Consider the following 22,658-nt stretch of genomic DNA (forward strand, 5'->3'; position numbering starts at 1 on the left):
CGCGATGACGCTCCGCAGGGCCTTTCGGTTTACCGCAAAACGCGAACGGCTCGCACCCCTCGGGGGGACGCGAGCCGTGCGGATCGATGAAGATCAGTGACCGTGGCCGTGACCGTGGCCGCCCGCGGCGGCGGCCGGAGCCTCCTCCTCGGGCTTGTCCACCACGAGCACCTCGGTCGTCAGCAGCATGCCGGCGATGGAGGCGGCGTTCTGGACGGCCGAGCGGGTGACCTTGACCGGGTCGATGACACCCTGCGCGATCAGGTCGCCGTACTCACCGGTCGCGGCGTTGAAGCCCTGACCGGCGGTCAGTTCGGCCACCTTGGTCGTCACGACGTAACCCTCGAGACCGGCGTTCTCGGCGATCCAGCGGGCCGGCTCGATGAGCGCCTTGCGGACGATGGAGACACCGGTCGCCTCGTCGCCGCTCAGGCCCAGGTCGTCCAGGATCTTGGAGACGTGGATGAGCGCGGAACCGCCGCCGGAGACGATGCCCTCCTCGATCGCCGCGCGGGTCGCGGAGATGGCGTCCTCGAGACGGTGCTTCTTCTCCTTGAGCTCCACCTCGGTGGCCGCGCCGACCTTGAGCACGCAGACGCCGCCGGAGAGCTTGGCGAGGCGCTCCTGGAGCTTCTCGCGGTCCCAGTCGGAGTCGGACTGCTCGATGGCGAGCTTGATCTCCTTGACGCGGTCGGCGATCGCCTGCGCGTCACCGACGCCGTCCACGATGGTGGTGGAGTCCTTGGTGATCACGATGCGGCGGGCGGTGCCGAGCACCTCGATGCCGACGTGCTCCAGCTTCAGGCCGATCTCCTCGCTGACGACCTGGCCACCGGTGAGGATGGCGATGTCCTGCAGCATGGCCTTGCGGCGGTCACCGAAGCCCGGAGCCTTGACGGCGACGGAGGTGAAGGTGCCACGGATCTTGTTCGTGACCAGGACCGCGAGAGCCTCGCCCTCGACGTCCTCGGCGATGACGAGCAGCGCCTTCTTGGACTGGGCGATCTTCTCCAGCAGCGGCAGGAACTCCGAGACGGAGGAGATCTTGCCCTGGGTGATCAGGATGTAGGGGTCCTCCAGGACCGCTTCCATGCGCTCCTGGTCGGTCACCATGTAAGGCGACAGGTAGCCCTTGTCGAACTGGAGACCCTCGGTGAACTCCAGCTCCAGGCCCATGCTGTTGGACTCTTCGACGGTGATGACACCGTCCTTGCCCACCTTGTCGAACGCCTCGGCGATCAGCTCGCCGATCTTGACGTCCTGCGCGGAGATCGTCGCGACGTGCGCGATCTCCTTCTTGTCCTCGACCGGGCGGGCGGACTCGATCAGCTTGTCGCTGACGGCCTTGGCCGCGAGGTCGATGCCGCGCTTGAGCGAGAGCGGCTGGGCGCCGGCCGCGACGTTGCGCAGACCCTCGCGGACCATCGCCTGGGCCAGAACGGTCGCGGTGGTGGTGCCGTCACCCGCGACGTCGTTGGTCTTGGTGGCGACTTCCTTGGCGAGCTGGGCGCCGAGGTTCTCGTACGGCGTCTCCAGCTCGACCTCGCGAGCGATGGTGACACCGTCGTTGGTGATGGTCGGCGCACCGAACTTCTTGTCGATGACGACGTTACGGCCACGCGGGCCGAGGGTCACCTTCACGGCGTCCGCAAGGGCGTTCACACCACGCTCAAGAGCGCGGCGTGCGTCCTCCTCGAACGACAGGGTCTTCGGCATAACATTCCCCTCTATAAGTACGTCGGCGCATCAAAGCCCCGGGCGCTCACGCGACCCGGGGCTCGATACGTCACCTTTATGAAGCTGGAACTACTTCTCGATGACGGCGAGCACGTCGCGGGCGGAGAGCACCAGGTACTCCTCGCCGCTGTACTTCACCTCGGTGCCGCCGTACTTGCTGTAGAGGACCACGTCACCCACTTCGACATCGAGCGGAATCCGCTTCTCGCCCTTGTCGTCCCAGTTGCCGGGGCCCGCCGCGAGGACTTTGCCCTCTTGCGGCTTCTCCTTGGCGGTGTCTGGGATAACCAGACCGGAAGCGGTGGTCTGCTCTGCCTCAAGCGGCTGGACCACAATGCGGTCGCCGAGCGGCTTAACGGGAACCTTGGTGGCGGTCGTCACGTCGGACCTCCCCTTCAGATTTGAATGATCTAGAAGAGGCGACCAGCGGTCTGCCGTCGCGGGTGTCAGACCTGCCTCGTCGCATGTATCTGGCACTCTCACCGGGAGAGTGCCAATACGGAACAGTATGCAAGGAGGGCTTGACAGTCAACACGGGATGGCCCTTCTGCGCTTCACGCGAACGTCAAGCTCTACCTGCCCCCACCTCAAGCTACCGTTCCGGCCGGGCCGCATCCGCCCGGGAAGGTGATGAGACGTCGAGGAATACCCGACGGGCGCGGGGAAGCACGGCGGAAAAGCGGGCGCCGGTCCGGCCTGGCAGCCGAACCGGGGCGAAGGCCACGGCCCGGCCAGGCGGTAACGTCGGACGACGTGGACCTTGACGCATTCCGGGAGCTGCTGACGCCTCGCGGCCAGGAGGCCCTGACGGCCGCGGCCGAGACCGCCGGCGACGACCCGGTGGCGGCGGTGACCCGGCTCAGGAAGAGCTACGACGCGGGCCTGACCTCGGCGGCGCTCACGCAGGCCGGGCTCAGGAGGCGGGCGAGGGAGAAGTTCGGCTCCGACGCCGATCTCATGTACTTCACGCAGGCCGGCCTGGAACAGGCCACCCGCCGGGAGGTCGCCGACCACAGGACGCGCCGCGTCGCCCCCGGCTCCAGGGTCGCCGACGTCTGCTGCGGCATAGGCGGCGACCTCCTCGCGCTGGCCAGGGCCGGATGCGTCGTCGAGGCCGTGGACGCCGACCCGCTCACCGCGGCGGTCGCCCGGGCCAACGCCGAGGCCCTGGGATTCGGCGACCGGGTCTCCGTCCGCACGGCGGACGCCTCCTCCCTCGACCCGGCGGCGTTCGACGTCCTGTTCGCCGACCCCGCCCGCCGTACGGCCCGGGGCAGGACCTTCGACCCGATGGGCTACTCGCCCCCGTGGCCCGACGTGCTGGAGATGGTGGCGAAGGCCACGTCGGCCTGCCTCAAGGTCGCCCCCGGGATCCCCTACGAGTTCGTTCCCGCCGGGGCGGAGGCCGAGTGGGTCTCCTACAAGGGGGACGTCAAGGAGGCCGTGATCTGGTGCGGCGCCCTCGCGGGCGAGACCGATCGCAGGGCCACGATCCTGCCGTCGGGCGACACGATGACGCCCGACCCCCACCTGGGCCAGGCGGAGGTCGGCCCCGTCGGCCGTTACATCTACGAGCCGGACGGCGCGGCGATCCGGGCCCATCTGGTCGCGGAGATCGCCGCGACGGTCGAGGGGCGCCTGCTCGACCCGCACATCGCCTACATCACCGGGGACGTCGCGGCACGGACCCCGTGGGCGTCGCGGTACGAGGTCCACGAGACGCTGCCGTTCTCGCTCAAGCGGCTGCGGGCGGCGCTCCGCGAGCGCGGGGTCGGCAATGTGACGATCAAGAAGCGCGGCTCGGCGGTCGATGTCGACAGATTGAGGAAAGACCTGCGACTTTCGGGGGATAAATCGGCGGTGGTCATTCTTACCCGAATCATCGACAGGCCGTTCGCCTTCATCTGCAATCCCGGCTGACCAGCCGAAACGGCGAATATGGACAATTCATTGACAATTACGATCTTTTAAATTCGACCCCGTTAAACCTTGATCAAGAGGCTAAGGTTGCCGGGCGAGAGTTCACTCTCTCGTGTGCGGTTTGACCGCGTTGAACAGCGAAATGAACCAATCCCACCGCGCGGCTGACCGTCGGCGAGTGAAGGAGCTTTCGGTGGATCACTCCGACCACACCCTGCTCCAGGCAGGCGGCCAGACTGCTATCTCCGACCGGATGCGCGAGCTCCTCGCCCGCGCGGCACAGGATCACGTCTACGAGCAGCGGACCCAGGGCGCGGTGCTGGACGAGATCCGCCAGCGCCTCGAAGGCATGGAGTGGTTGCTGCGGGAGGTCAGGGAGCGTGAGCTCGGCGGGCTGAGCGGCACGCTGGAGTCCGTCCACGGCCGCCTCGACGACATCTCCGTCCGCCCGCCGGCCTGGGCGGAGGGCCTGGCCCAGCACGTCGAGGCGGTCCGCGACCACGTGGACGCCGTGGGCGAGCGCGTCGGCTCCCTCGGCCAGCAGGTCGACTCCGTCCGCGACCGGGTCACCCCCCTCGTCGAGCTGCCGAGCCTCTGGACCGACATCGGCACCGTCGGCGAGAGCGTGGACGAGGCGCTCACCCGCCTGCAGACCATCACGGACGCCGCCCAGGGCGCCGACGACCGGCTGAAGGAGCTGACCGAGAATTTCGGCCGTCTCCAGTCGCACATGGAGGTCGCGGCCCACCGGTTCACCCGCCTGGACCGGTCGCTGGCCGACCTCGTCCAGCGCGCCGGGCGTCTGGAGTCCGGGATCCTCGAACTTCCCGCGAACGTGCGGGAGGCCGTCGACGGCGCGGCCGACCGCCTGCTCGCCGCCGTCGAGGAGATGAACGGCAGGATCGACCTGCTCGCGCCCCGGATCGACGACCGGGCCGACGGCGTCGAGAGCCGCATCGCCCGGCTGGACGGCCGCCAGATCATCGTCGAGGGCCGTTTCGACACGATCGACGAGCGCCTCGACGACATCGAGGGCCGCGTCACCAGCCGGATCGAGGTGATCGACGCCCGGCTGTGCGCCCTGGACGGCCGCGCGGAGAAGACCGCCGAGCGTCTGGAGTGCGTGGACGAGCGCGTCGACAGGCTTCCCTTCACCCTCGACATCGACGGCGTGCACAAGAACGTCGGCGCGCTCCTCGACATCCAGACCGATGGTCAGGGCAGACGCTTCGACTCCCTGGACGAGCACGTCGCCCGCGCGGAGGCCGCCCTGGCCCCGCTGGCCGACATGCTCCGCGCCCAGCCCGACCGCGCCCAGCTCTCCGAGGCCCTCGGCGCGATCGTGGAGCCCGTCCGCACCGACCTCACCCGCCGGCTCGGCGCCCTTGAGGAGACCATGCTGGCCCTCGCCGAGGCACTCCTGCGCCCCACCCGCGCCGACAAAGACTGATCACCGGCGCACGTCCTCCGGCCGCCGGGCGGCGTGCCGCGCCTCCGTCCTCAGGTCGGACGACACGTCGCCGCCTCGGGACACAGGTTGTCCCGGACCGTCGCGAGCAGGGACGACAGCACGTCGATCTGCTCGGGCCCCAGCCCCTGGGTCATCCGCCGGTGGGCTTCCCTCATCACCCTGCGAATCTCCGGCCGTAGCGCGTCTCCCGCGGGCGTGATCTCCACGACGCTGATGCGCCGGTTGGTCGGGCAGGGACTGCGGCTGACGAACCCACTGCGTTCGAGGCGTTGCAGGCTCTTGGTCATCGTTGACACGTCGATGCCGAGGATCTTCGCCAGGGCGTTCTGCGACTTCGGGCCGTGCTCCGCGAGCGCGTTCACCACGCGTTCCTGACCCGGGTAGAGGTCGATCTCCGCGAGAAGAGCGGCGAGCAGCACGCGATGACCACGCGTCGTCTGGGCCATCAGGCAGCTCAGATCGTTGTCGTACTCCCCGCTCATCGTGACCGCATCGACGTGCTCGGCGAGCAGCGGCTCCGCCATATCAGGATCCTTCCGTCGCCCCGAGCCTACCGCTTGCATATTGGTCGGCCAAGTTGTAGAACTGACCATTGGTCGGCCAAGTTGGTCGGCCATGAAAGGAACCGGGACATGTCTTTCTCACCGTTCACGCTCGACGGACTCCAGCTCCCCAACCGTCTCGTGATGGCCCCCATGACCCGTTCACGGGCCTACGTCGACGGAATCCCCTCCTCCCTGACCGCTCTTTACTACGCCCAGCGGGCCTCCGCCGGCCTGATCATCACCGAGGGGATCCAGCCGAGCCAGGCCGGCAAGGGTTACATGAACACTCCGGGCCTGTACACCGACGAGCAGGTGGCCGGCTGGCGAGAGGTCACGGACGCCGTCCACGCGGCGGGCGGCCGGATCTTCGCCCAGCTCATGCACGCCGGCCGGATCGGCCACCCCGACAACACCGGCGGGATGCCGGTCGGGCCGTCCGCCGTACGGCCCTCGACGCAGATGTTCACGCCGAACGGCATGCAGGACATTCCGGTCCCCGTGGAGCTGTCCACCTCCGAGGTCGAGGCGACCGTTCAGGACTTCGCCGCCGCCGCCGTCCGCGCCGTCGACGCCGGCTTCGACGGGGTCGAGCTGCACGGCGCGAACGGCTACCTCATCCACCAGTTCCTGTCGCAGAACGCCAACCTGCGCGAGGACGGCTTCGGCGGATCCGTGGACGGCAGGATCAGGTTCGCCGTGGAGACCGCCCAGGCGGTCGCGAAGGCGATCGGCGCGTCCCGGGTGGGCATCAGGATCTCCCCCGGAAACGGCGCCGGAGACCTGGTCGAGGACGACCTGCACGAGGTCTACCCGGCGCTGGTCTCGGCACTGGCCGGACTCGACCTGGCCTATCTGCACCTCGTGGCGAGCTCCTCGGACGAGCTCAACGGGCGGATCCGCGCGCTCTGGCCGAACGCGCTCATCGTCAACGACTCCTCACTCGGCGATCCGGCCGCCACCGTGGCCCACTGGCTGGACCGCGGCGCCGACCTGGTCTCGCTGGGCAAGTCCTTCCTGGCCAACCCCGACCTGCCGATCCGCCTGCGCCTGGGCGCGACGCTCAACGAGGCCGACTTCACCACGGCCTTCGGCGGCGACCACCGCGGCTACACCGACTACCCGACGCTCGCCCTTCACTCCGCCTAGAGCGCGTGGGCGGCGGACACGCGTCCGCCCGCCCCCGCTCCGCTCGGGAACGGGGGCGGACGGACGGCGGTCAGACGTGGACGGTGGTGATCGGCAGGGAGGAGTCCGCCGGGATGTCCAGCCGGGACGGCGCGGCGCCGGCCGCCACGAGGTCGGAGCCCAGCGCGGCGACCATGGCCCCGTTGTCGGTGCACAGTCCCGGGCTGGGGACGCGGAGCCGTACGCCGGCCGCGTCGCAGCGTTCCTGGGCGAGGGCCCGCAGCCGGGAGTTGGCGGCCACGCCACCGCCGATCAGCAGGTCCTGGACGCCGTACTTCGCGCACGCCTGCAGGGCCTTGCGGGTCAGCACGTCGACGACCGCCTCCTGGAACGACGCCGCCACGTCGGGCACGTGGATCGACTCGCCGGACCGCTCCTTGGCCTCGACCCACCGTGCCACGGCGGTCTTCAGGCCGGAGAACGAGAAGTCGAGCGTCCCGTCGTCGCGCTTGCCACGGGGGAACGCGACGGCCGTGCCGGACCCCTCCTTGGCCGCCCGGTCGATGTAGGGACCGCCGGGGAACGGCAGGCCGAGCACGCGGGCCACCTTGTCGAACGCCTCACCCGCGGCGTCGTCCACCGTGGACCCCAGCGAGACGACGTCCTTGGCCACGTCGGGCACCAGCAGCAGGGACGAGTGCCCTCCCGAGACCAGCAGGGCGATGCACGGCTTGGGCAGGGCGCCGTGTTCGAGCTGGTCCACGGCCACGTGGGCGGCCAGGTGGTTGACGCCGTACAACGGCAGGCCCAGGCCCAGCGAGTACGCCTTGGCCGCGGCGACGCCGACGAGCAGCGCGCCGGACAGGCCGGGCCCCGCGGTCACCGCGATCGCGTCGATGTCGGTGAACCGCAGACCCGCGCGCTCCAGGGCCCGCTCGACGGTCGGCGTCATCGCCTCCAGGTGCGCCCTGGAGGCGACCTCGGGCACCACCCCGCCGAAGCGGGCGTGCTGCTCGACGCTGGACGCGATCGTGTTGGCCAGCAGGGTGTGTCCCCGGACGATGCCCACCCCTGTCTCGTCACAGGAGGTCTCGATGCCCAGGACCAGAGGTTCGTCACGCATTGAGGTCCTTCTTCATCATGATCGCGTCGGTGCCGTCCTCGTAGTAGCGGCGGCGCACGCCGATCTCCTCGAACCCGAAACCGCTGTACACCGCCTGCGCGCCCGGGTTGTCGGCGCGCACCTCCAGGAAGATCGACTGCGCGCCCCGCCGTACGGCCTCGGACAGCAGCTCGGTCAGCATGGCGCTGCCGATGCCGGTCCGCCGCCACCCGGACAGGACGGCGATGGTCTGCACGTCCGCCTGGTCCCCCGCCGCGAACAGCCCGGCGTAGCCGACGATCTCGTCGTCCACCAGGGCCACCACGTAGTGCCGCGTCCTGGGCTGATCGTTGAGTTCGCCGCGGAGCATGCCCTCGCTCCACGCGTCCGCGGGAAAGGTCTCCTGCTCGATCTTCATGACCGCGGGCAGGTCGTCCGCGGTCATCCGGCGCAGCACAGCGGTCACGAGGAGACCTTCTTGGGCGGCGAGGGCACCTTGGCGTCGGGGCGGCGCAGGTAGATCGGAAGCGGCAGGCTCAGCACGGGATGCGTGCCGCTCTCGACCACCTCCCGGACCCCCCGCTCGCCGAGCTGCTCGACGGCCAGCGCCGCCAGCGCGCCCGCGAAGGGATACTCCGGCGCGTCCAGCAGGCGGGCGGCGCCGACGATCTCGGCGTACAGCCGTGCGCCGGCGCCGACCAGCGGGATCTCCCCGGGCAACTCCCGGGGCGCGTCCACCGCGGGCCCGGACAACCGGGTCCGGAGGTCCTGGTAGTGGCCCCAGAACACCTCCTTGCGCCGGGCGTCGGTGGCCACCAGGAACGGCTCGGTCAGCCCGCTGCCGTAGGCGATGGCGTCGAGCGTGCACACGCCGTACGCCGGGACGCCCAGCGACGTCGCGAGGGCCTGGGCGGTCATCAGACCGACCCTCAGGCCGGTGTAGGGACCGGGCCCGGAGCCGGCGACGACGACGGTGACGTCGCGGAGCGAGGCTCCGGACTCCCGCAGGACCGTCTCGATCGTGGGCACGAGCAACTCACCGTGGCGACGTGCGTCAACCGTCGTCGACTCGGCGAGAACCCTCTCGCCGTCGTGCAGCGCTGCGGTGACGGCGGGGGTCGCGGTATCAAAAGCCAGGACCAGCACGAACAGTTAGCCTAGTCCGTTCTCCGACCTCCTCTTCGACGAGAACGCCGAACAGGCCTTCTTCCCGTCCCGCTTCCCGTCCCACGGGACACTCCCGCACCGCCCCTCACCTCCGATGCGGAGATCCCGGAGCGCCGGCCCGGATCCCGGCGGCGAGGCGGCGGGCCGTCTCAGGTTTTGACGAGGGTGGCGTAGACGATGAGGTTGTCCTCGTATTCGTGCCTGTCCCAGTCGAATTCGCCCCCGCAGGTGATCAGCCGGAGGCCGTCCTCAAGATAGACCTTGTCGGCGGGGAACTCGTTCTTGCTCACCCGCTCGACGGAGTCCACCCGGTACTGGGCGACCTTGCCGTCACTCCGCATGATCTTGATGGCCTGCCCCTCCCGCATGTCCTTGAGCTTGTAGAAGACCGCCGGGGCGGTCTTGGTGTCCACATGCCCGAGGATCACCGCGGGACCCTGGTCGCCGGGGACCACGCTGTCCTTGACCCAGCCCGCGGTCTGCGGCTTCTCGTACGGCGGAAGCTCGACCGCGCCGTTCGTCACGCCCAGCTTCATCAGGGGCGCCTTGATGCCCAGGGACGGGATGTCGATGCGGCTGGGCACGACCGCGACGCGAGGGGGCGGTTTCTCCTCACCGCCGCCCCTGTTGAACGCGACCAGCACGACACCGGTGATGACTCCGGCCAGGACGATCCGTGACCAGCGAGTGGGTTCTGCCATCGCGGCCTACGAGCGACGGCGACGTACGACCGCGACGCCGATGCCGCCCGCGAGTGCCGCTCCGAGCAGGAGGCCGCTCATACCGAGCGGCATGCTCGAGTCTTCGGGGCCGCCGGCCGCGGTGCCGCCACCGCCCGTCTCCGGCGCCCTGGTGCTGATGACGGTCCTGGTGGTGGTGGGCCTGGGCCTGGGGGTCGACGTGGTGGCCGCCACGATCCTGAGGCTGGCCTTGCCGGTGTCGTTGGTCCCCTCGCACCTGGCGTTGATCTCGTAGATGCCCACCTCGGTGCCGGCCGCGACCGTGGCCTGTCCGCGGACCCACGGCCGCGGGGTGGGCGTGGCGGTGGCCGAGGGATCGGGGGTGGGCGTCGCCAGGATCGGATCGAGGGCGACCGGGCTGAAAATCTTGGAGGAGGCGGTGCCCCGATGCTCGGGTCCCCCCTGGGGGATCGGGCAGTTCGCCAGCACCCACACCTTGTCTCCGGCCCTGGCGCGGGCCGGTTGCAGCTGAACCTCGATGTCCTGCCTGCTGATCCCCGTCGGCGTGGGCGTGCCCGTGGGGCTCCCCGAGTTCGCCTCGGCCGTGCATCCGACCATCCCGAAAAGGCTGATGGCTCCCAGAACCGCGACACGCTTGACCCTTGGCACCGTCGAACTCCACTTCGCACTCCGGCCGACGACCCTCGCCCGGCACGATTTCCCACCTCTTACCCATTAAACATGGGCAAACCCGCCATAGTCGATCTTCGACCTGGATGATCTATACCAAGATGGGAAGTAGTGCCAGCGTGCCAGGATTCCCTTTCCCGCGGGGGCGAATCAGATTCCTACGGGGGCGAATCAGACGACACCCTCCCAGCGCGCGCCTATCCCGCGAAGCCGTACGGTCCGGGTCTCATCGGCCTCGTCCGACTCGCCGCGGTCGATGAAGATCTCCAGCCGGTCGTCGGCGAGCCCCTCCACCAGCCCCTCGCCCCACTCCACGACCGTCACCGACTCCTCCAGCGAGGCGTCCAGGTCGAGGTCGTCGACCTCCAGGTCGCCGCCGAGCCGGTAGGCGTCCGCGTGCACCAGCGCCGGTCCGTCGGAGAGCGAGGGATGCACCCGGGCGATGACAAAGGTCGGCGAGGTGATCGGGCCCCGCACCTTGAGCCCGTCGGCGATCCCCTGGACCAGAGTCGTCTTGCCGGCACCGAGCGGCCCCGACAGTATCGCCAGGTCACCGGGACGCAGGAGAGCGGCGAGTTCCGCTCCCAGCTCCCGCATCTCCTCCGCGGTCGCCACGACTCTCACGATTGCGTCACTCCCGTCGATCCGACCCGTCCGGGTCATCCGTACTGTCCGCGCCGCCTGTGCCGCTTGCGTCATCCGTGTCGCCCGCGTCGTCCGCGCTGTCGGCGGTCACCCGCTTGAGCAGGTCACGCAGCGCGTCGTTGACGACGGTCGGCCGCTCCAGCTGGACCAGGTGCGAGCTGTTGGGGATCTCGGCGAACTGGGCCCGGGGCAGCGCCGCCGCCATCGCCTTGCTGTGTTCGACGGGCGTCAGCCAATCCTTGTCACCGACCATGATGGAGGTCGGCACGTCGTTCAGGACGTTCAGGGCGTTCAGTTTGTCGTGCGACATCAGCGCCGGGTAGAACTCGGCGATCACCTCGAACGGGGTGGAGCGGATCATCGACTCCGCGAAGTCCACCACCGTGGGGCTGACGTTCTTGGAGTCGCCGAAGCCCAGGTGGCGCAGAGCGAGGAAGGCCACGTCGTTTCCCACCTGGCGGCTCCTGTCGACCAGCGTGCCACCCCGGCTGAGTATCGACACCGTGCCGGGCGTGATCTTGTGCACCGCCTTGGACAGCAGCGCGGGCAGGCCCAGGGAGACCTCGGCCAGCTTGCCGGAGGAGGTGGAGATCAGCGCGACCCCCTTGACCCGGTCGCGGAACAGCTCGGGGTGCCGATCCGCCAGCGCCATGATCGTCATACCGCCCATGGAGTGCCCGACCAGCACGCACGGGCCGGGAACCAGCGCCTTGATCACCTCGGCGAGGTCGTCACCGAGGCGGTCGATCGTGCAGTCGCCGTCCATGGTGCGCGGCGAACGCCCGTGAGAACGCTGGTCCCACAGGACCAGGCGGTAGGAGTCGCACAGGTCGCGCCGCTGGTAGTGCCAGGAGTCGAGGTTGAGTGTGTAGCCGTGACAGAACACCACGGTCAGCGGGGCCTCCTGCAGGCCGTCCACCTCCGCGTAGAGCTCCACGCCGTCGGAGGTGGCGACCATGACGGGGCTCCCGCGCAACTCGCCCAGCGGCTCGCTCGACTCCAGATCGGGACGGAGCCTGATACGGCCGACGGCGTAGCGCTTGGCGAAGGCCGCGGCGGCCACGCCCGCGGACGCGACACCGACGATCGCGCCCGCGATGCCGACCTTGCGCCGTGTGACAACACTCATGCGACTCCCTGAAATGCCTCTCATCGGTAAACGCGTGGAACCCGCGAACCGATCCTGGTCACGATCTCATGTGTGATCGTGCCCAGGGAATCCGCCCACTCCTGAGCGGTCGGCTCACCCTGCGAGCCGTCGCCGAACAGGATCACCTCGTCACCCTCGGACAGCGGATCGTCTCCCACATCGATCATGAACTGGTCCATGCATACCCGTCCGGCGATCCGCCGTCGCCGGCCCGCCGCCAGCACCTCCAGCCGGTTGGTGGCGTGCCGCAGGATGCCGTCCGCGTAGCCGAGGGGGACCAGGCCGAGCGTGGTCTCCCGGTCCGTGACGTACAGGTGCCCGTAGGACACCCCGGAATCCGCGGGCACCCGCTTGGCCAGGGCTATCCGGGCCACCAGGGTCATCGCGGGGCGCAGCCCGAAGTCCCCCAGCTCGGGCACGGGGCTCAGGCCGAAGACCGCGATGCCCGGCCGTACCATGTCGTAGCGCGCCTGCGGCAGGGTCAGCGTCGCCGCCGAGTTGGCGATGTGCTTGACGACGTGAGAGCCCCTGACGCCCGCCTTGTCGGCCATGGCCAGGGCCTCGTCGAAGGCGGCGAGCTGGAGCGCGATGGAGGGATCTCCCGGCATGTCGGCGCAGGCGAAGTGCGACCAGAGACCGACGATCTCGATCGTGCCCTCGGCCTGCTCGGCCAGCGCCCGGTCCAGCAGCGCGGGCCACTCCGCGAGCGCCGCGCCGCCACGCGACATGCCGGTGTCGACCTTCAGGTGCATCCTGGCGACCCTGCCCGCGCGACCGGCGGCTCCGGCGATCGCGTCCACCAGCCCGGGGGAGCCCGCCGACAGCTCCACGTCCTGCCGGACCGCCTCGTCCAGCGGCTCGTTCGGCGGGATGATCCACGACAGGATGGGCGCGGTGATCCCCGCGGCCCGCAGCTCCAGGGCCTCACGGACGTAGGCGGTGCCCAGGCGGTCGGCCCCGCCCGAAAGGCAGGCCCGCGCACCGGCGACCAACCCGTGCCCGTAGGCGTCGGCCTTGACCGCTGCCATGGTCTCGGCGCCGGGAGCATGGCTCCTGAGCAGCGCGAGATTGTCCCGGATCGCGGAGAGGCTCACCCGAGCCTCGGCAGGAGTCGTTGGAACGCTCATCCTTCCAGTCTGGCAGGTCAGCCGTCGTCCTGGGGCCGATCCATGATCGCTCTCATCGCCCCGGGGACGGCGTCCACGACGTCCCCCGCGGAGAGCGGACCGCGCCGACCCGCGATTCCGTGGAGGTAGGCGGCGCAGGAGGCCGCGTCGTATCCGCCGAGCCCCGCGGCCAGGAGCGTACCGGTGAGCCCGGCCAGCACGTCGCCGGTGCCGCCGGTGGCCAGCCACGGGCTGCCGGTGGGGTTGACCCTGACCGGCCGGCCCTCCTCCGCGACCAGCGTGGTCGAGCCCTTGAGCAGCACGGTCACGCCCAGCTCCGCCGCCGCCCGCCGTACGTGCTCCAGTCCTCGCGCCTCGATCCGCTCGCGCGGCACGTCCAGCAGCCGCGACAGCTCGCCCGCGTGCGGAGTGATCAGCACGGGGGCGGTACGGCGGAGCAGCGTCCTGTCCTCGGCGACCAGCGTCAGCCCGTCGGCGTCCACGAGCACCGGGACGTCGCTCGCCAGCACCGAGCGGGCGATGGCGAGGGCGTCCTCATCCGTGCCGAGCCCGGGCCCGAGCACCCACGCCTGCACGCGGCCCGCCTCCTCGATCCCCTCCCCCGGCGCGAGGGTCGTGATCACGGTCTCGGGCCAGCGGGCCCGCACCTGCGCCACCGGCTCGGCGACACCCACGTAGCGGACCATGCCCGCCCCGGCCCGGATCGCCCCGCCCACGGCCAGCACCGCGGCCCCGGTGTAGCGCTCGCTCCCGGCCGCGATCCCGACGACGCCCCGGCGGTATTTGTCGGAGGCGGCCCCGGGGACGGGCAGCAGCGACGCCACGTCGTCGTCGGTCAGCGCGGACGCGTCGGGGTCCGGCAGATGGGGGCCCAGCCCGATGCCGACGAGCTCCGCCCGCCCCGCGTGCCGCGCGCCCGGGTCGACGAGCAGTCCTGTCTTCCACGCCCCGAACGTGACGGTGGCGTCCGCCACGACCGCGGCCCCGTCGACCCGCCCGCTGGACGCGTCCACCCCGCTCGGCACGTCCACCGCGACCACCTCGCAGGGCGCGTCGCTCGCGAGCCGGGCGAGGGTCGCGTACGGCTCGCGCAGGGGTCCGGTCCCGCCGATCCCGACCAGCCCGTCCACCACCAGGCGTGCCGCCCCGATGAGTTCGCGCGCCGCGGCGTCGTCGTGGAATTCCGAGGCGCGGCCACCCGCCCGGCGCAGAGCCTTCAGCCCCCCGGCGTGGACCCGCGATCCGGCGATGATCGCGTCCACCCTGGCTCCCCTGGACGCCAGGCGCGCTCCGGCGTAGAGGGCGTCGCCGCCGTTGTCGCCGCCGCCGACGAGCAGCACGACGCGGGAGCCGTACACCGCGCCGAGCATCCTGGCGCAGATCACGGCGAGCCCGGTGGCCGCCCGCTGCATGAGGGTGCCCTCGGGCACCGTCGCCATCAGTGCCGCCTCGGCCGCCCTGATCTGACCGGAGGTGTACGCGGTCCGCATTCCACCGAATCTAACCTTCGGCGATCACGTAGGCGATGGCGACGCCCCCGTCATGGGTCAGGGAAATATGCCAGCGGGTGACTCCCAGGGTCCGGGCGACCTCCGCCACCCGGCCCGTCACCCGCAACTCCGGCCGCCCGTGCTCCCCGCTCAGCACCTCGGCGTCCAGGTGCCGCAGGCCGGGCGGTGCGCCCAGCGCCTTGGCCACGGCCTCCTTGGCCGCGAACCTCGCCGCCAGGGAGGCCGTCGCCAGCACGCCCTCGGCTTGGGTGAACAACCGCGCCCTCAGCGCGGGCGTCCGCGTCAGAGTCGCCTCGAACCTGGCCACGTCCACGACGTCGACGCCGATTCCAACGATCATTCGCCTAGGCTAGGCCGTTGTCCCGCCTGCGAGGCGAACGGTCCGAAGGGTCCGGCGGCGACCCGCCACGGCGGGACGGATTCATTTCGCGTTAACCGGCTCACACCCAAACGGCCATAGGGCATGAACTATCAATTAATCGGACAAAAGTGCAGTATAGTTCTTTTCCCACTTTCGGCCCTCACTAATCCATAGGAGTTATCCACAGGTTGTGGATTGTGGCCCGAATCCCCAGGCAGACCGGCCTAAAGCGACTATTTAGATCTTTCCATCCTATGATGTGATCTTGGTCACCTTATTCGCCTTCATGGCCGTCACGCTGACGGCGGCCGGGGCCCTTCGCTGGTCCGGCGAGGTCCGCCCGCACAGGATCACCGCCTTCTCCCGGCGGCAGGCGCTGATCGTCACTCCCGCCGCGGAGCCGGTCGTCCGCGACTATCTGCGGATCACCCGTATGTGGCGGTCGGCGGGGCTGGTGGCGGGGATCGCCTTTCCCACCGTGGGGACGGGCGGCTTCGGCTCCTTCGCGTTCGCCCCCTCCGACGTGGTCGCGGCCGTGCTCGCCACCCGGTCCCGTTCCGCCCACGTGCTGGCCACCGGTTGCGCGGTCGTCGCGCTCGACGGTCTCCTGCCGGACTCCTTCCCCTTGCCGGGCGGGGGTTCCCTTCCGGCCGGGCTCCTCGGGGCGGCGGTGGCGATCGCCGCCCTGATCGTGGGCACGCAACCGTGGGCGATCAATGTGACGACCGCCGCCCCTACTCCACCGTGACCGACTTGGCCAGGTTGCGGGGCTGGTCGACGTCGTGGCCCTTGGCGGCGGCCAGCTCGCAGGCGAAGACCTGGAGCGGCACCGTGGCGACCAGCGGCTGGAGCAGGGTCGGCACGGCCGGGATCCGGATCAGCGTGTCGGCGTAGGGCTCGACCGCGGTGTCGCCCTCCTCGGCGATGACGATGGTTCTCGCGCCCCGGGCCCGGATCTCCTGGATGTTCGAGACGATCTTGTCGTGGATCACGCGCTGGCCGACCGGGGACGGGACGACGACCACGACCGGGAGCCCCTTGTCGATCAGCGCGATCGGGCCGTGCTTGAGCTCGCCCGCCGCGAAACCCTCGGCGTGCATGTAGGCCAGTTCCTTGAGCTTCAACGCCCCCTCCAGCGCGACGGGGAACCCCACGTGCCTGCCGAGGAAGAGCACGCATCGCTCGGCGGCCAGCGACCTGGCCAGTGCGCGGACCGGCTCCACGGTCCCGAGCACCTCGCTCACCTTGGACGGCATCTCGGACAGCCGGGCCATGATCTGGGAGATCTCGTCACCGAACTTCATGCCCCGGACCTGGGCGAGGTAGAGCGCCACGAGATAGCAGGCGACGAGCTGGGTGAGGAAGGCCTTGGTGGAGGCGACCGCGATCTCCGGGCCCGCGTGGGTGTAGAGGACGGCGTCGGACTCGCGCGAGATCGTGGAGCCGTTCACGTTGCAGACGGCCAGCACCCGGGATCGCTGGTCGCGCGCGTGCCGTACGGCCATGAGCGTGTCCATGGTCTCGCCGGACTGGCTGATCACCAGGATCAGCGTGTCGCGGTTGAGAATCGGGTCCCGGTAACGGAACTCACTGGCCAGCTCGACCTCGCACGGCACCCCCGCCCAGTGTTCAATCGCATATTTCGCGATAAGTCCGGCGTGATAGGAGGTTCCGCACGCGACCACGATGATCTTCGTGATGTCCCGCAGCTCCTGGTCCGACAGCCGCATCTCGTCCAGCACCAGCAGGCCGTCCGGGCCGACCCTGCCCAGCAGCGTGTCCGCGACGGCCTGAGGCTGCTCGGCGATCTCCTTGAGCATGAAGTAGTCGTAGCCGCCCTTCTCTGCGGCCGAGGCGTCCCAGTTGACGCGGTAGTCCCTCGTCCCGGCGGGACGACCGTGGAAGTCGGTGATCGTGATCCCCGACGGCCGCAGCTCGACCACCTGGTCCTGTCCCAGCTCGACCGCCTCGCGCGTGTAGGCGATGAACGCCGCGACGTCCGACCCGAGGAAGTTCTCCCCCTCCCCCCGCCCGACCACCAGCGGCGAGTTCCTTCGCGCTCCCACCACCACCCCCGGCTCGTCCATCGAGACCGCGAGCAGTGTGAACGCCCCCTCCAGTCGCAGGCACACCCGGCGCATCGCCTCCGCCAGGCCGCCGACGGCGAACTCCTCCAGCAGGTGCGCCACCACCTCGGTGTCGGTCTCGGAGACGAGCTTGTGCCCCTCGCTCTCCAGCTCCGTCCTGAGCGCGGCGAAGTTCTCGATGATCCCGTTGTGGATGACCGCGATCCGCTCGTCGCAGTCGGTGTGCGGGTGGGCGTTGCGGTCGGTCGGCGCACCGTGGGTGGCCCACCGGGTGTGCCCGATCCCCGCCGTCGCCGGCGGGGAGGGCCGCGAGACCAGAATGGACCGCAGATTGGCCAGTTTCCCCGCCCGTTTCTCCACGATCAGGTCGCCGTCGTCTCCGACCAGGGCGATTCCCGCCGAGTCGTACCCGCGGTATTCCAACCGCCCGAGCCCCTCGACCGCGACCTCGACCGCCTGCCGGTGACCGGTATATCCCACTATTCCGCACATGGCCAACCCCCTTCACCTTGAGAGATCGGCCGCCGCGCCTATGGAGAACCCCCGTGGGAGCTCAAGATTCCTGCCCGGCGCCGGGCAACGCCGTCCCCCCCGAAAGGCGCCGCCGGGCGATCAGTAGGCTTCCTGACTATGGCCAACGAGGTGGACACGGCGTCACCATACGTGCAGCTGAGCCGGGCGCAGTGGAGCGAGCTCCGCAAGAACACGCCGCTGACGCTCACCGCGGACGAACTCGAAGAACTGCGCGGCGTCGACGATCCGATAAACCTCGCCGAGGTCACCGACATCTACCTGCCGCTCACCCGGCTGCTGAACCTGCACTTCACCGGGGCCAGGGAGCGCAGCAGGGCGCTCAACACCTTCCTCGGGGCCAGCCAGCGGCCCGCGCCGTACATCCTGGGCATCGCGGGCAGCGTCGCGGTCGGCAAGTCCACCACCGCCCGGCTGCTCCACACCCTGCTGGCCCGCTGGCCGGAACATCCCCGGGTGGAGCTGATCACCACCGACAGCTTCCTCTACCCGAACAAGGTCCTCACCGAGAAGGACATCATGCACAGGAAGGGCTTTCCGGAGAGCTACGACCGGAGGGCCCTCGTCAGGTTCGTCGCCGACGTCAAGGCCGGGCTGCCCGAGGTCACGGCTCCGGTCTACAGCCACCTGGAGTACGACATCGTGCCCGGCGCGGCCCAGGTCGTGCACCGGCCCGACATCCTCATCGTCGAGGGCCTCAACGTCCTGCAGCCCGCCCCGCCCACCGCGCTCGCGGTCAACGACTACTTCGACTTCTCCATCTACGTGGACGCCAAGGTCGAGCACATCCGCAACTGGTACGTGGACCGCTTCCACAAGCTCCGGCGGACGGCCTTCGAGGACCCCAAGTCCTACTTCAAATACCTCGCCGAGCTGTCGGCCGAGGAGGCGACCACGTTCGCCGAGAACGTGTGGCGCGACATCAACGAGCGCAACCTCGTGGAGAACATCGTCCCCACCCGGGGCCGGGCCGGCCTGGTGCTGTACAAGGGCGCGGACCACTCGATCCAGCGTCTGAGACTCCGCCGCATCTGACGGCCGGACAGGGGCTTCAGGCCCCGCGACGCAGGCCCTAGGGTTGGGCTGTGCTGCATCTACGTGTGATCAGTCCGCCGGAACTGTCAGACGGGGTGCTGGAGGTGCTCGACGAGGCCGTCGGCGTCGTCAACCTCGTGGTGCTGCCCGGTGCGGCCCGCTCCCCCCGGGGCGACCTGATCCAGGTCGATGTCGCCCGGGAGGCCGCCAACGAGGTGATCGAGGCGCTCCGGTCTCTCGGCCTGTGCACGGAGGGCTCGATCTCGGTCGAAGAGGTCGACCTGTCGATCTCCGAGGCGGCCGATCGCGCCCAGGAGGCGGCGCCGGGCGACGGGGACGACGCCGTGATCTGGGCGGAGTTCTCCCAGCAGGCCGAGGACGACTCCAGGCTCACCTGGGCCTTTCTGGCGTTTCTCGCGATCGCCACGCAGCTCGCGGCGATCGGCGTGATCACCAACTCTCCGATCCTGATCGTCGGCGCGATGGTGCTCGGGCCGGAGTTCGGCGCGATCGCGGCTGTCTGCTTCGGTCTGCTGCGGCGCGACGGGCACCTGATCGGCCGTGCCCTGCGGGCGCTGGCCATCGGTTTCACGGTCGCCATCGCGCTCACCTTCGCCTGCGCCCTGGCCGCCCGCTGGCTCGGCTGGATCGACCCCTCCTCGTTGATCGACCATCGGGAGATCAATTTCATCGTAAAACCCGATAAATGGTCGTTCATTGTGGCATTGCTCGCCGGCGCGGCCGGGGTACTCTCGGTCACCGCGGGCAAGTCGTCGGCCCTGGTCGGCGTCTTCATCTCGGTGACCACGGTCCCGGCCGCCGGATACTTCGCGGTGGCCGGAGCGCTCGGCCGCTGGAGCGACATGGCGGGATCGTCGGCCCAGCTCGGAGTGAACATCGCGGGCATGATCATCTCCGGCACGGTGACGCTACTCGTCCAAAAGGCCTACTGGTCATCATTCGATATGCGACTTTCGGCGCGGCCGAGGCGCATATAGGGGTTACCCCTGTCTTTACGGATGAGGGGAGACTCATTCGTCTGACGGAGGAATTTACGACACGCGGTAGATAGTGTCCGAGCATGACTATCCTCGCCACCGAGGGACTAACCAGACGCTTCCCCCGAGTGACGGCGCTCGATCAGCTCACCCTGACCATCGGCTCCGGCGTGACAGGCCTGGTCGGTGCCAACGGTGCGGGCAAATCGACGCTGATCAAGATCTTGCTGGGTTTGCTCGAACCTTCCGGCGGAAGCGCCCAGGTGCTCGGCATGGACGTGACGACCAGGGGAGCCGAGATCCGCAGGGTCGTGGGTTACATGCCCGAACACGACTGCCTGCCACCCGACCTGTCCGCCACCGAGTTCACCGTGCACATGGCCCAGATGTCGGGTCTGACCCGCACCGCCGCCCGGGAACGCGCCGCCGACGTACTGCGCCACGTGGGACTCTACGAGGAGCGCTACCGCGCGATGGGCGGTTACTCCACCGGCATGAAACAGCGGGTCAAGCTGGCCCAGGCCCTGGTGCACGACCCGCGCCTGGTCCTCCTGGACGAGCCCACCAACGGCCTCGACCCACAGGGACGCGACGAGATGCTCGCGCTGATCCGCAGGATCGGCTCCGAGTTCGGCATCAGCGTGCTGGTCACCTCCCACCTGCTGGGCGAGCTGGAACGGGTCTGCGACCACGTCATCGTGATCGACGGCGGCAAGCTGCTGCGTTCCTCGGCCATCGGTGAGTTCACCCAGAACACCCAGACCGTCACGGTCGAGGTGGAGGACGGCCAGGACGCCCTGGCGGCCCGCCTCACCGAACTGGGCGAGACCGTCGCCTTCCACGGCCGCCTGCTCCTGGTCGACATCCGCGCGCCGGAGACCTTCGACACGCTCCGCGACGTGGTCTGCGAGCTCGACCTCGGTCTCATCCGCATGGAGCAGGGCCGCCAGCGCATCGAGGACGTCTTCCGGGAGCCCGTCAATGTCTGAGTCCACAGGTGTCATCCACGACATCGGATACCGCCACTACGAGGGGGTACGGCTCGGCCGCGGCCACGCCGTCCTCGCACTGACCGTGCACAGCCTGCGCGGGGTGTTCGGGCTCGGCCGTACGGCCCGCGCGAAGATCATCCCGTTCCTCCTCGTGGGCGTGATGATGGTGCCCGCGGTCGTCTCCATCGCGGTCATGGCGCTGGCCAAGCAGCAGGGAGGGGTGGCCTACACCGACTACGCGGTCATGATGCAGGCCGTACTCGCGATCTTCCTGGCCTCGCAGTCGCCGTACACGGTGGCGCCGGACCTGCGCTTCCGGGTGCTGCCGCTCTACATGTCGCGCCCGGTGACGATATGGGACTACATCATCGCGAAGCTCGCGGCGATGATGACGGCGATGTTCCTGCTTCTGGCCGTGCCGCTCACCGTGCTCTTCATCGGCGAACTGCTCGTCGACCTCCCCGGAGACCCGCTTACCGGCCGATACCTGATCAGCATGGCCGGAGCGGTCTTCTACGCGCTGCTGCTGTCCTGCCTCGGCGTGGCGATCGCCTCCTTCACCCCCCGGCGCGGGCTGGGCGTGGCCTCGGTCATCGCCTTCTACCTGCTCACCTCCGCCGTGTCCGCCGTGCTGTCCGCGACGCTGGAGTCGATGGGCAACGACACCGCCGCCCCATGGGCCAGGCTGATCGACCCGTTCCTCCTGGTGGACGCGGCCGTGCACGTCGGGATCTTCGGAGCCGCGCCCGCGCAGAGCGGCGTCTACTCGTCGGCCGCCCTCCCCGCGGTCGCGGCAGTGATCATGGTCGCGCTGATCGCCCTGTCCGTGACAGCCCTGATCCTGCGATACCGGAAGGCGGCCTCGCGATGAACATCGAACTGGCTCAGGTCTCCCGCTGGTACGGCAACGTGGTCGCCGTCAACGACATCACGATGACCATCGGCCCCGGCGTCACCGGCCTGCTCGGCCCCAACGGCGCGGGCAAGTCCACGCTGCTGCACATGATGGCCGGGTTCCTGGCCCCCTCCAGCGGCACCGTGACGCTGGACGGCACCCGGATCTGGCAGAACCACGAGATCTACCGCTCGATCGGCCTGGTCCCCGAGCGCGAGGCCGTCTACGGCTTCCTCACCGGCTGGCAGTTCGTCCTGTCCAGCGCCAAGCTCCACCGCCTCCCCAACCCCGACGACGCCGCCCGCAAGGCGCTCGCCCTGGTGGAGATGGAGAGCGCCAAGGACCGCAGGATCGAGACCTACTCCAAGGGCATGCGCCAGCGGGTCAAGGTGGCGGCGGCCCTCGTGCACGACCCGCAGGTCCTGCTGCTCGACGAGCCGTTCAACGGCATGGACCCCCGCCAGCGCCTGCACCTGATGGACCTCGTCCGCGACATGGGCACCGCGGGCAAGACCATCCTGTTCAGCTCGCACATCCTGGAGGAGGTGGAGCGGGTCGCCCAGCACATCGAGGTCCTGGTCTCCGGGCGCCACGCCGCCTCCGGCGACTTCCGCGAGATCCGCCGCCGGATGACCGACCGCCCGCACCTGTTCAGGGTCAGCTCCAGCGACGACCGCCGCCTGGCGACCGCCCTGATCGCCGATCCCTCCTCGGGCGCGGTCTCCCTGACCGAGGACGGCCTGGAGGTACAGGCCCTGGACTTCCGGCGGTTCACCCGGCTACTGCCCCAGGTCGCCAAGGACGCGGACGTGCGGATCTGGCGGATCTCCCCGGCCGACGAAGACCTGGAGAGCGTCTTCTCCTACCTGATCAACAGGAGCAGCTGACC

General features: G+C 69.6%; 23 protein-coding genes. 9 read left to right on the forward strand and 14 right to left on the reverse strand.

From position 1 onward, the window contains the following. Positions 1-93: 93 nt before the first annotated feature. Complete coding sequence (gene groL / locus J2853_RS29040) at positions 94-1,716, reverse strand: chaperonin GroEL (protein ID WP_307563461.1); 1,623 nt, start codon at positions 1,714-1,716, stop codon at positions 94-96. A gap of 90 nt (positions 1,717-1,806) precedes the next feature. Then, a complete protein-coding gene (gene groES / locus J2853_RS29045) occupies positions 1,807-2,118 on the reverse strand; it encodes a co-chaperone GroES (RefSeq protein WP_089209295.1) in 312 nt (103 codons plus the stop codon). A 372-nt stretch (positions 2,119-2,490) separates the two neighbouring features. Here groES and J2853_RS29050 point away from each other — a divergent pair, with 372 nt between their 5' ends. Continuing rightward, positions 2,491-3,657, forward strand: a complete 1,167-nt coding sequence (locus tag J2853_RS29050; RefSeq protein ID WP_307563464.1) for a class I SAM-dependent methyltransferase — start codon at positions 2,491-2,493, stop codon at positions 3,655-3,657. Positions 3,658-3,850: 193 nt separating this feature from the next. After that, complete coding sequence (locus J2853_RS29055; RefSeq protein WP_307563467.1) at positions 3,851-5,107, forward strand: coiled-coil domain-containing protein; 1,257 nt, start codon at positions 3,851-3,853, stop codon at positions 5,105-5,107. A gap of 50 nt (positions 5,108-5,157) precedes the next feature. Here J2853_RS29055 and J2853_RS29060 read toward each other — a convergent pair whose 3' ends face one another. Continuing rightward, complete coding sequence (locus tag J2853_RS29060) at positions 5,158-5,652, reverse strand: MarR family winged helix-turn-helix transcriptional regulator (protein WP_307563468.1); 495 nt, start codon at positions 5,650-5,652, stop codon at positions 5,158-5,160. Positions 5,653-5,760: 108 nt separating this feature from the next. Between J2853_RS29060 and J2853_RS29065 the strand changes: the two genes are divergently transcribed. Then, complete coding sequence (locus J2853_RS29065) at positions 5,761-6,819, forward strand: alkene reductase (RefSeq protein WP_307563471.1); 1,059 nt, start codon at positions 5,761-5,763, stop codon at positions 6,817-6,819. 70 nt (positions 6,820-6,889) lie between these two features. On the opposite strand, the gene tsaD is transcribed toward J2853_RS29065, so the two are convergent. The 10 genes from tsaD to J2853_RS29115 all read right to left on the reverse strand — a co-directional run bounded on the left by tsaD (position 6,890) and on the right by J2853_RS29115 (position 15,210). Continuing rightward, positions 6,890-7,921: a tRNA (adenosine(37)-N6)-threonylcarbamoyltransferase complex transferase subunit TsaD gene (tsaD, locus tag J2853_RS29070; RefSeq protein ID WP_307563473.1), complete on the reverse strand. Its 1,032-nt coding sequence runs from the start codon at positions 7,919-7,921 to the stop codon at positions 6,890-6,892. Further along, entirely contained in the window at positions 7,914-8,366 is a 453-nt protein-coding gene (gene rimI / locus J2853_RS29075) for a ribosomal protein S18-alanine N-acetyltransferase (protein WP_307563474.1), read from the reverse strand. The genes tsaD and rimI overlap by 8 nt, the downstream gene beginning before the upstream one ends. Continuing rightward, the gene (tsaB, locus tag J2853_RS29080) at positions 8,363-9,046 is read right to left on the reverse strand and encodes a tRNA (adenosine(37)-N6)-threonylcarbamoyltransferase complex dimerization subunit type 1 TsaB (RefSeq protein ID WP_307563476.1); all 684 of its coding nucleotides are present in this window, start codon (positions 9,044-9,046) and stop codon (positions 8,363-8,365) included. The genes rimI and tsaB overlap by 4 nt, the downstream gene beginning before the upstream one ends. 170 nt (positions 9,047-9,216) lie before the next feature. After that, positions 9,217-9,768 carry a class F sortase gene (locus J2853_RS29085; RefSeq protein ID WP_307563478.1) on the reverse strand — a complete coding sequence of 184 codons (552 nt, stop codon included), beginning with the start codon at positions 9,766-9,768 and terminating at the stop codon, positions 9,217-9,219. 6 nt (positions 9,769-9,774) lie between these two features. Next, positions 9,775-10,416: a hypothetical protein gene (locus J2853_RS29090; RefSeq protein ID WP_307563479.1), complete on the reverse strand. Its 642-nt coding sequence runs from the start codon at positions 10,414-10,416 to the stop codon at positions 9,775-9,777. A gap of 192 nt (positions 10,417-10,608) precedes the next feature. Continuing rightward, on the reverse strand, positions 10,609-11,100 hold the full coding sequence (gene tsaE / locus J2853_RS29095) for a tRNA (adenosine(37)-N6)-threonylcarbamoyltransferase complex ATPase subunit type 1 TsaE (protein WP_307563481.1): 492 nt from the start codon (positions 11,098-11,100) through the stop codon (positions 10,609-10,611). Continuing rightward, the gene (locus tag J2853_RS29100; protein WP_307563483.1) at positions 11,069-12,211 is read right to left on the reverse strand and encodes an alpha/beta fold hydrolase; all 1,143 of its coding nucleotides are present in this window, start codon (positions 12,209-12,211) and stop codon (positions 11,069-11,071) included. The genes tsaE and J2853_RS29100 overlap by 32 nt, the downstream gene beginning before the upstream one ends. Before the next feature lie 20 nt (positions 12,212-12,231). Continuing rightward, positions 12,232-13,359, reverse strand: coding sequence for an alanine racemase (gene alr / locus J2853_RS29105; RefSeq protein ID WP_307563485.1), 1,128 nt, complete (start codon positions 13,357-13,359; stop codon positions 12,232-12,234). Between the two features lie 17 nt (positions 13,360-13,376). Next, the gene (locus J2853_RS29110; protein ID WP_307563486.1) at positions 13,377-14,849 is read right to left on the reverse strand and encodes an NAD(P)H-hydrate dehydratase; all 1,473 of its coding nucleotides are present in this window, start codon (positions 14,847-14,849) and stop codon (positions 13,377-13,379) included. A 10-nt stretch (positions 14,850-14,859) separates the two neighbouring features. Continuing rightward, the gene (locus J2853_RS29115; RefSeq protein ID WP_307563488.1) at positions 14,860-15,210 is read right to left on the reverse strand and encodes a holo-ACP synthase; all 351 of its coding nucleotides are present in this window, start codon (positions 15,208-15,210) and stop codon (positions 14,860-14,862) included. A 286-nt stretch (positions 15,211-15,496) separates the two neighbouring features. Between J2853_RS29115 and J2853_RS29120 the strand changes: the two genes are divergently transcribed. Then, the gene (locus J2853_RS29120) at positions 15,497-15,979 is read left to right on the forward strand and encodes a hypothetical protein (protein ID WP_307563490.1); all 483 of its coding nucleotides are present in this window, start codon (positions 15,497-15,499) and stop codon (positions 15,977-15,979) included. Here the strand turns inward: J2853_RS29120 and glmS are convergent. Next, positions 15,966-17,810, reverse strand: coding sequence for a glutamine--fructose-6-phosphate transaminase (isomerizing) (gene glmS, locus J2853_RS29125; protein WP_307563492.1), 1,845 nt, complete (start codon positions 17,808-17,810; stop codon positions 15,966-15,968). The genes J2853_RS29120 and glmS overlap by 14 nt on opposite strands. 171 nt (positions 17,811-17,981) lie before the next feature. Between glmS and coaA the strand changes: the two genes are divergently transcribed. The 5 genes from coaA (at position 17,982) to J2853_RS29150 (ending at position 22,656) form a co-directional block, all read left to right on the forward strand. Next, positions 17,982-18,884 carry a type I pantothenate kinase gene (gene coaA / locus J2853_RS29130; protein ID WP_370879542.1) on the forward strand — a complete coding sequence of 301 codons (903 nt, stop codon included), beginning with the start codon at positions 17,982-17,984 and terminating at the stop codon, positions 18,882-18,884. A gap of 50 nt (positions 18,885-18,934) precedes the next feature. Next, positions 18,935-19,882, forward strand: a complete 948-nt coding sequence (locus tag J2853_RS29135) for a DUF389 domain-containing protein (protein WP_307563497.1) — start codon at positions 18,935-18,937, stop codon at positions 19,880-19,882. A gap of 83 nt (positions 19,883-19,965) precedes the next feature. Further along, entirely contained in the window at positions 19,966-20,871 is a 906-nt protein-coding gene (locus tag J2853_RS29140; protein WP_307563499.1) for an ABC transporter ATP-binding protein, read from the forward strand. Then, the gene (locus tag J2853_RS29145) at positions 20,864-21,745 is read left to right on the forward strand and encodes an ABC transporter permease (protein ID WP_307563501.1); all 882 of its coding nucleotides are present in this window, start codon (positions 20,864-20,866) and stop codon (positions 21,743-21,745) included. The genes J2853_RS29140 and J2853_RS29145 overlap by 8 nt, the downstream gene beginning before the upstream one ends. Next, positions 21,742-22,656 (forward strand): ABC transporter ATP-binding protein, encoded by a 915-nt coding sequence (locus J2853_RS29150; protein ID WP_307563503.1) that lies wholly within the window; start codon positions 21,742-21,744, stop codon positions 22,654-22,656. Before J2853_RS29145 ends, J2853_RS29150 begins: the two co-directional genes overlap by 4 nt. Positions 22,657-22,658 lie beyond the last annotated feature (2 nt).

The organism is Streptosporangium lutulentum (genome assembly GCF_030811455.1).
Lineage (GTDB): Bacteria > Actinomycetota > Actinomycetes > Streptosporangiales > Streptosporangiaceae > Streptosporangium > Streptosporangium lutulentum.

What these genes read in the sequence shown, in the direction of transcription:
- groL (WP_307563461.1), bottom strand. Translation starts at nt 1,716, where the DNA reads ATGCCGAAGACCCTGTCGTTCGAGGAGGACGCACGCCGCGCTCTTGAG.
- J2853_RS29060 (WP_307563468.1), bottom strand. Translation starts at nt 5,652, where the DNA reads ATGGCGGAGCCGCTGCTCGCCGAGCACGTCGATGCGGTCACGATGAGC.
- J2853_RS29065 (WP_307563471.1), top strand. Translation starts at nt 5,761, where the DNA reads ATGTCTTTCTCACCGTTCACGCTCGACGGACTCCAGCTCCCCAACCGT.
- tsaD (WP_307563473.1), bottom strand. Translation starts at nt 7,921, where the DNA reads ATGCGTGACGAACCTCTGGTCCTGGGCATCGAGACCTCCTGTGACGAG.
- J2853_RS29085 (WP_307563478.1), bottom strand. Translation starts at nt 9,768, where the DNA reads ATGGCAGAACCCACTCGCTGGTCACGGATCGTCCTGGCCGGAGTCATC.
- tsaE (WP_307563481.1), bottom strand. Translation starts at nt 11,100, where the DNA reads ATGACCCGGACGGGTCGGATCGACGGGAGTGACGCAATCGTGAGAGTC.
- J2853_RS29100 (WP_307563483.1), bottom strand. Translation starts at nt 12,211, where the DNA reads ATGAGTGTTGTCACACGGCGCAAGGTCGGCATCGCGGGCGCGATCGTC.
- alr (WP_307563485.1), bottom strand. Translation starts at nt 13,359, where the DNA reads ATGAGCGTTCCAACGACTCCTGCCGAGGCTCGGGTGAGCCTCTCCGCG.
- J2853_RS29110 (WP_307563486.1), bottom strand. Translation starts at nt 14,849, where the DNA reads ATGCGGACCGCGTACACCTCCGGTCAGATCAGGGCGGCCGAGGCGGCA.
- J2853_RS29115 (WP_307563488.1), bottom strand. Translation starts at nt 15,210, where the DNA reads ATGATCGTTGGAATCGGCGTCGACGTCGTGGACGTGGCCAGGTTCGAG.
- glmS (WP_307563492.1), bottom strand. Translation starts at nt 17,810, where the DNA reads ATGTGCGGAATAGTGGGATATACCGGTCACCGGCAGGCGGTCGAGGTC.
- J2853_RS29140 (WP_307563499.1), top strand. Translation starts at nt 19,966, where the DNA reads ATGACTATCCTCGCCACCGAGGGACTAACCAGACGCTTCCCCCGAGTG.
- J2853_RS29145 (WP_307563501.1), top strand. Translation starts at nt 20,864, where the DNA reads ATGTCTGAGTCCACAGGTGTCATCCACGACATCGGATACCGCCACTAC.
- J2853_RS29150 (WP_307563503.1), top strand. Translation starts at nt 21,742, where the DNA reads ATGAACATCGAACTGGCTCAGGTCTCCCGCTGGTACGGCAACGTGGTC.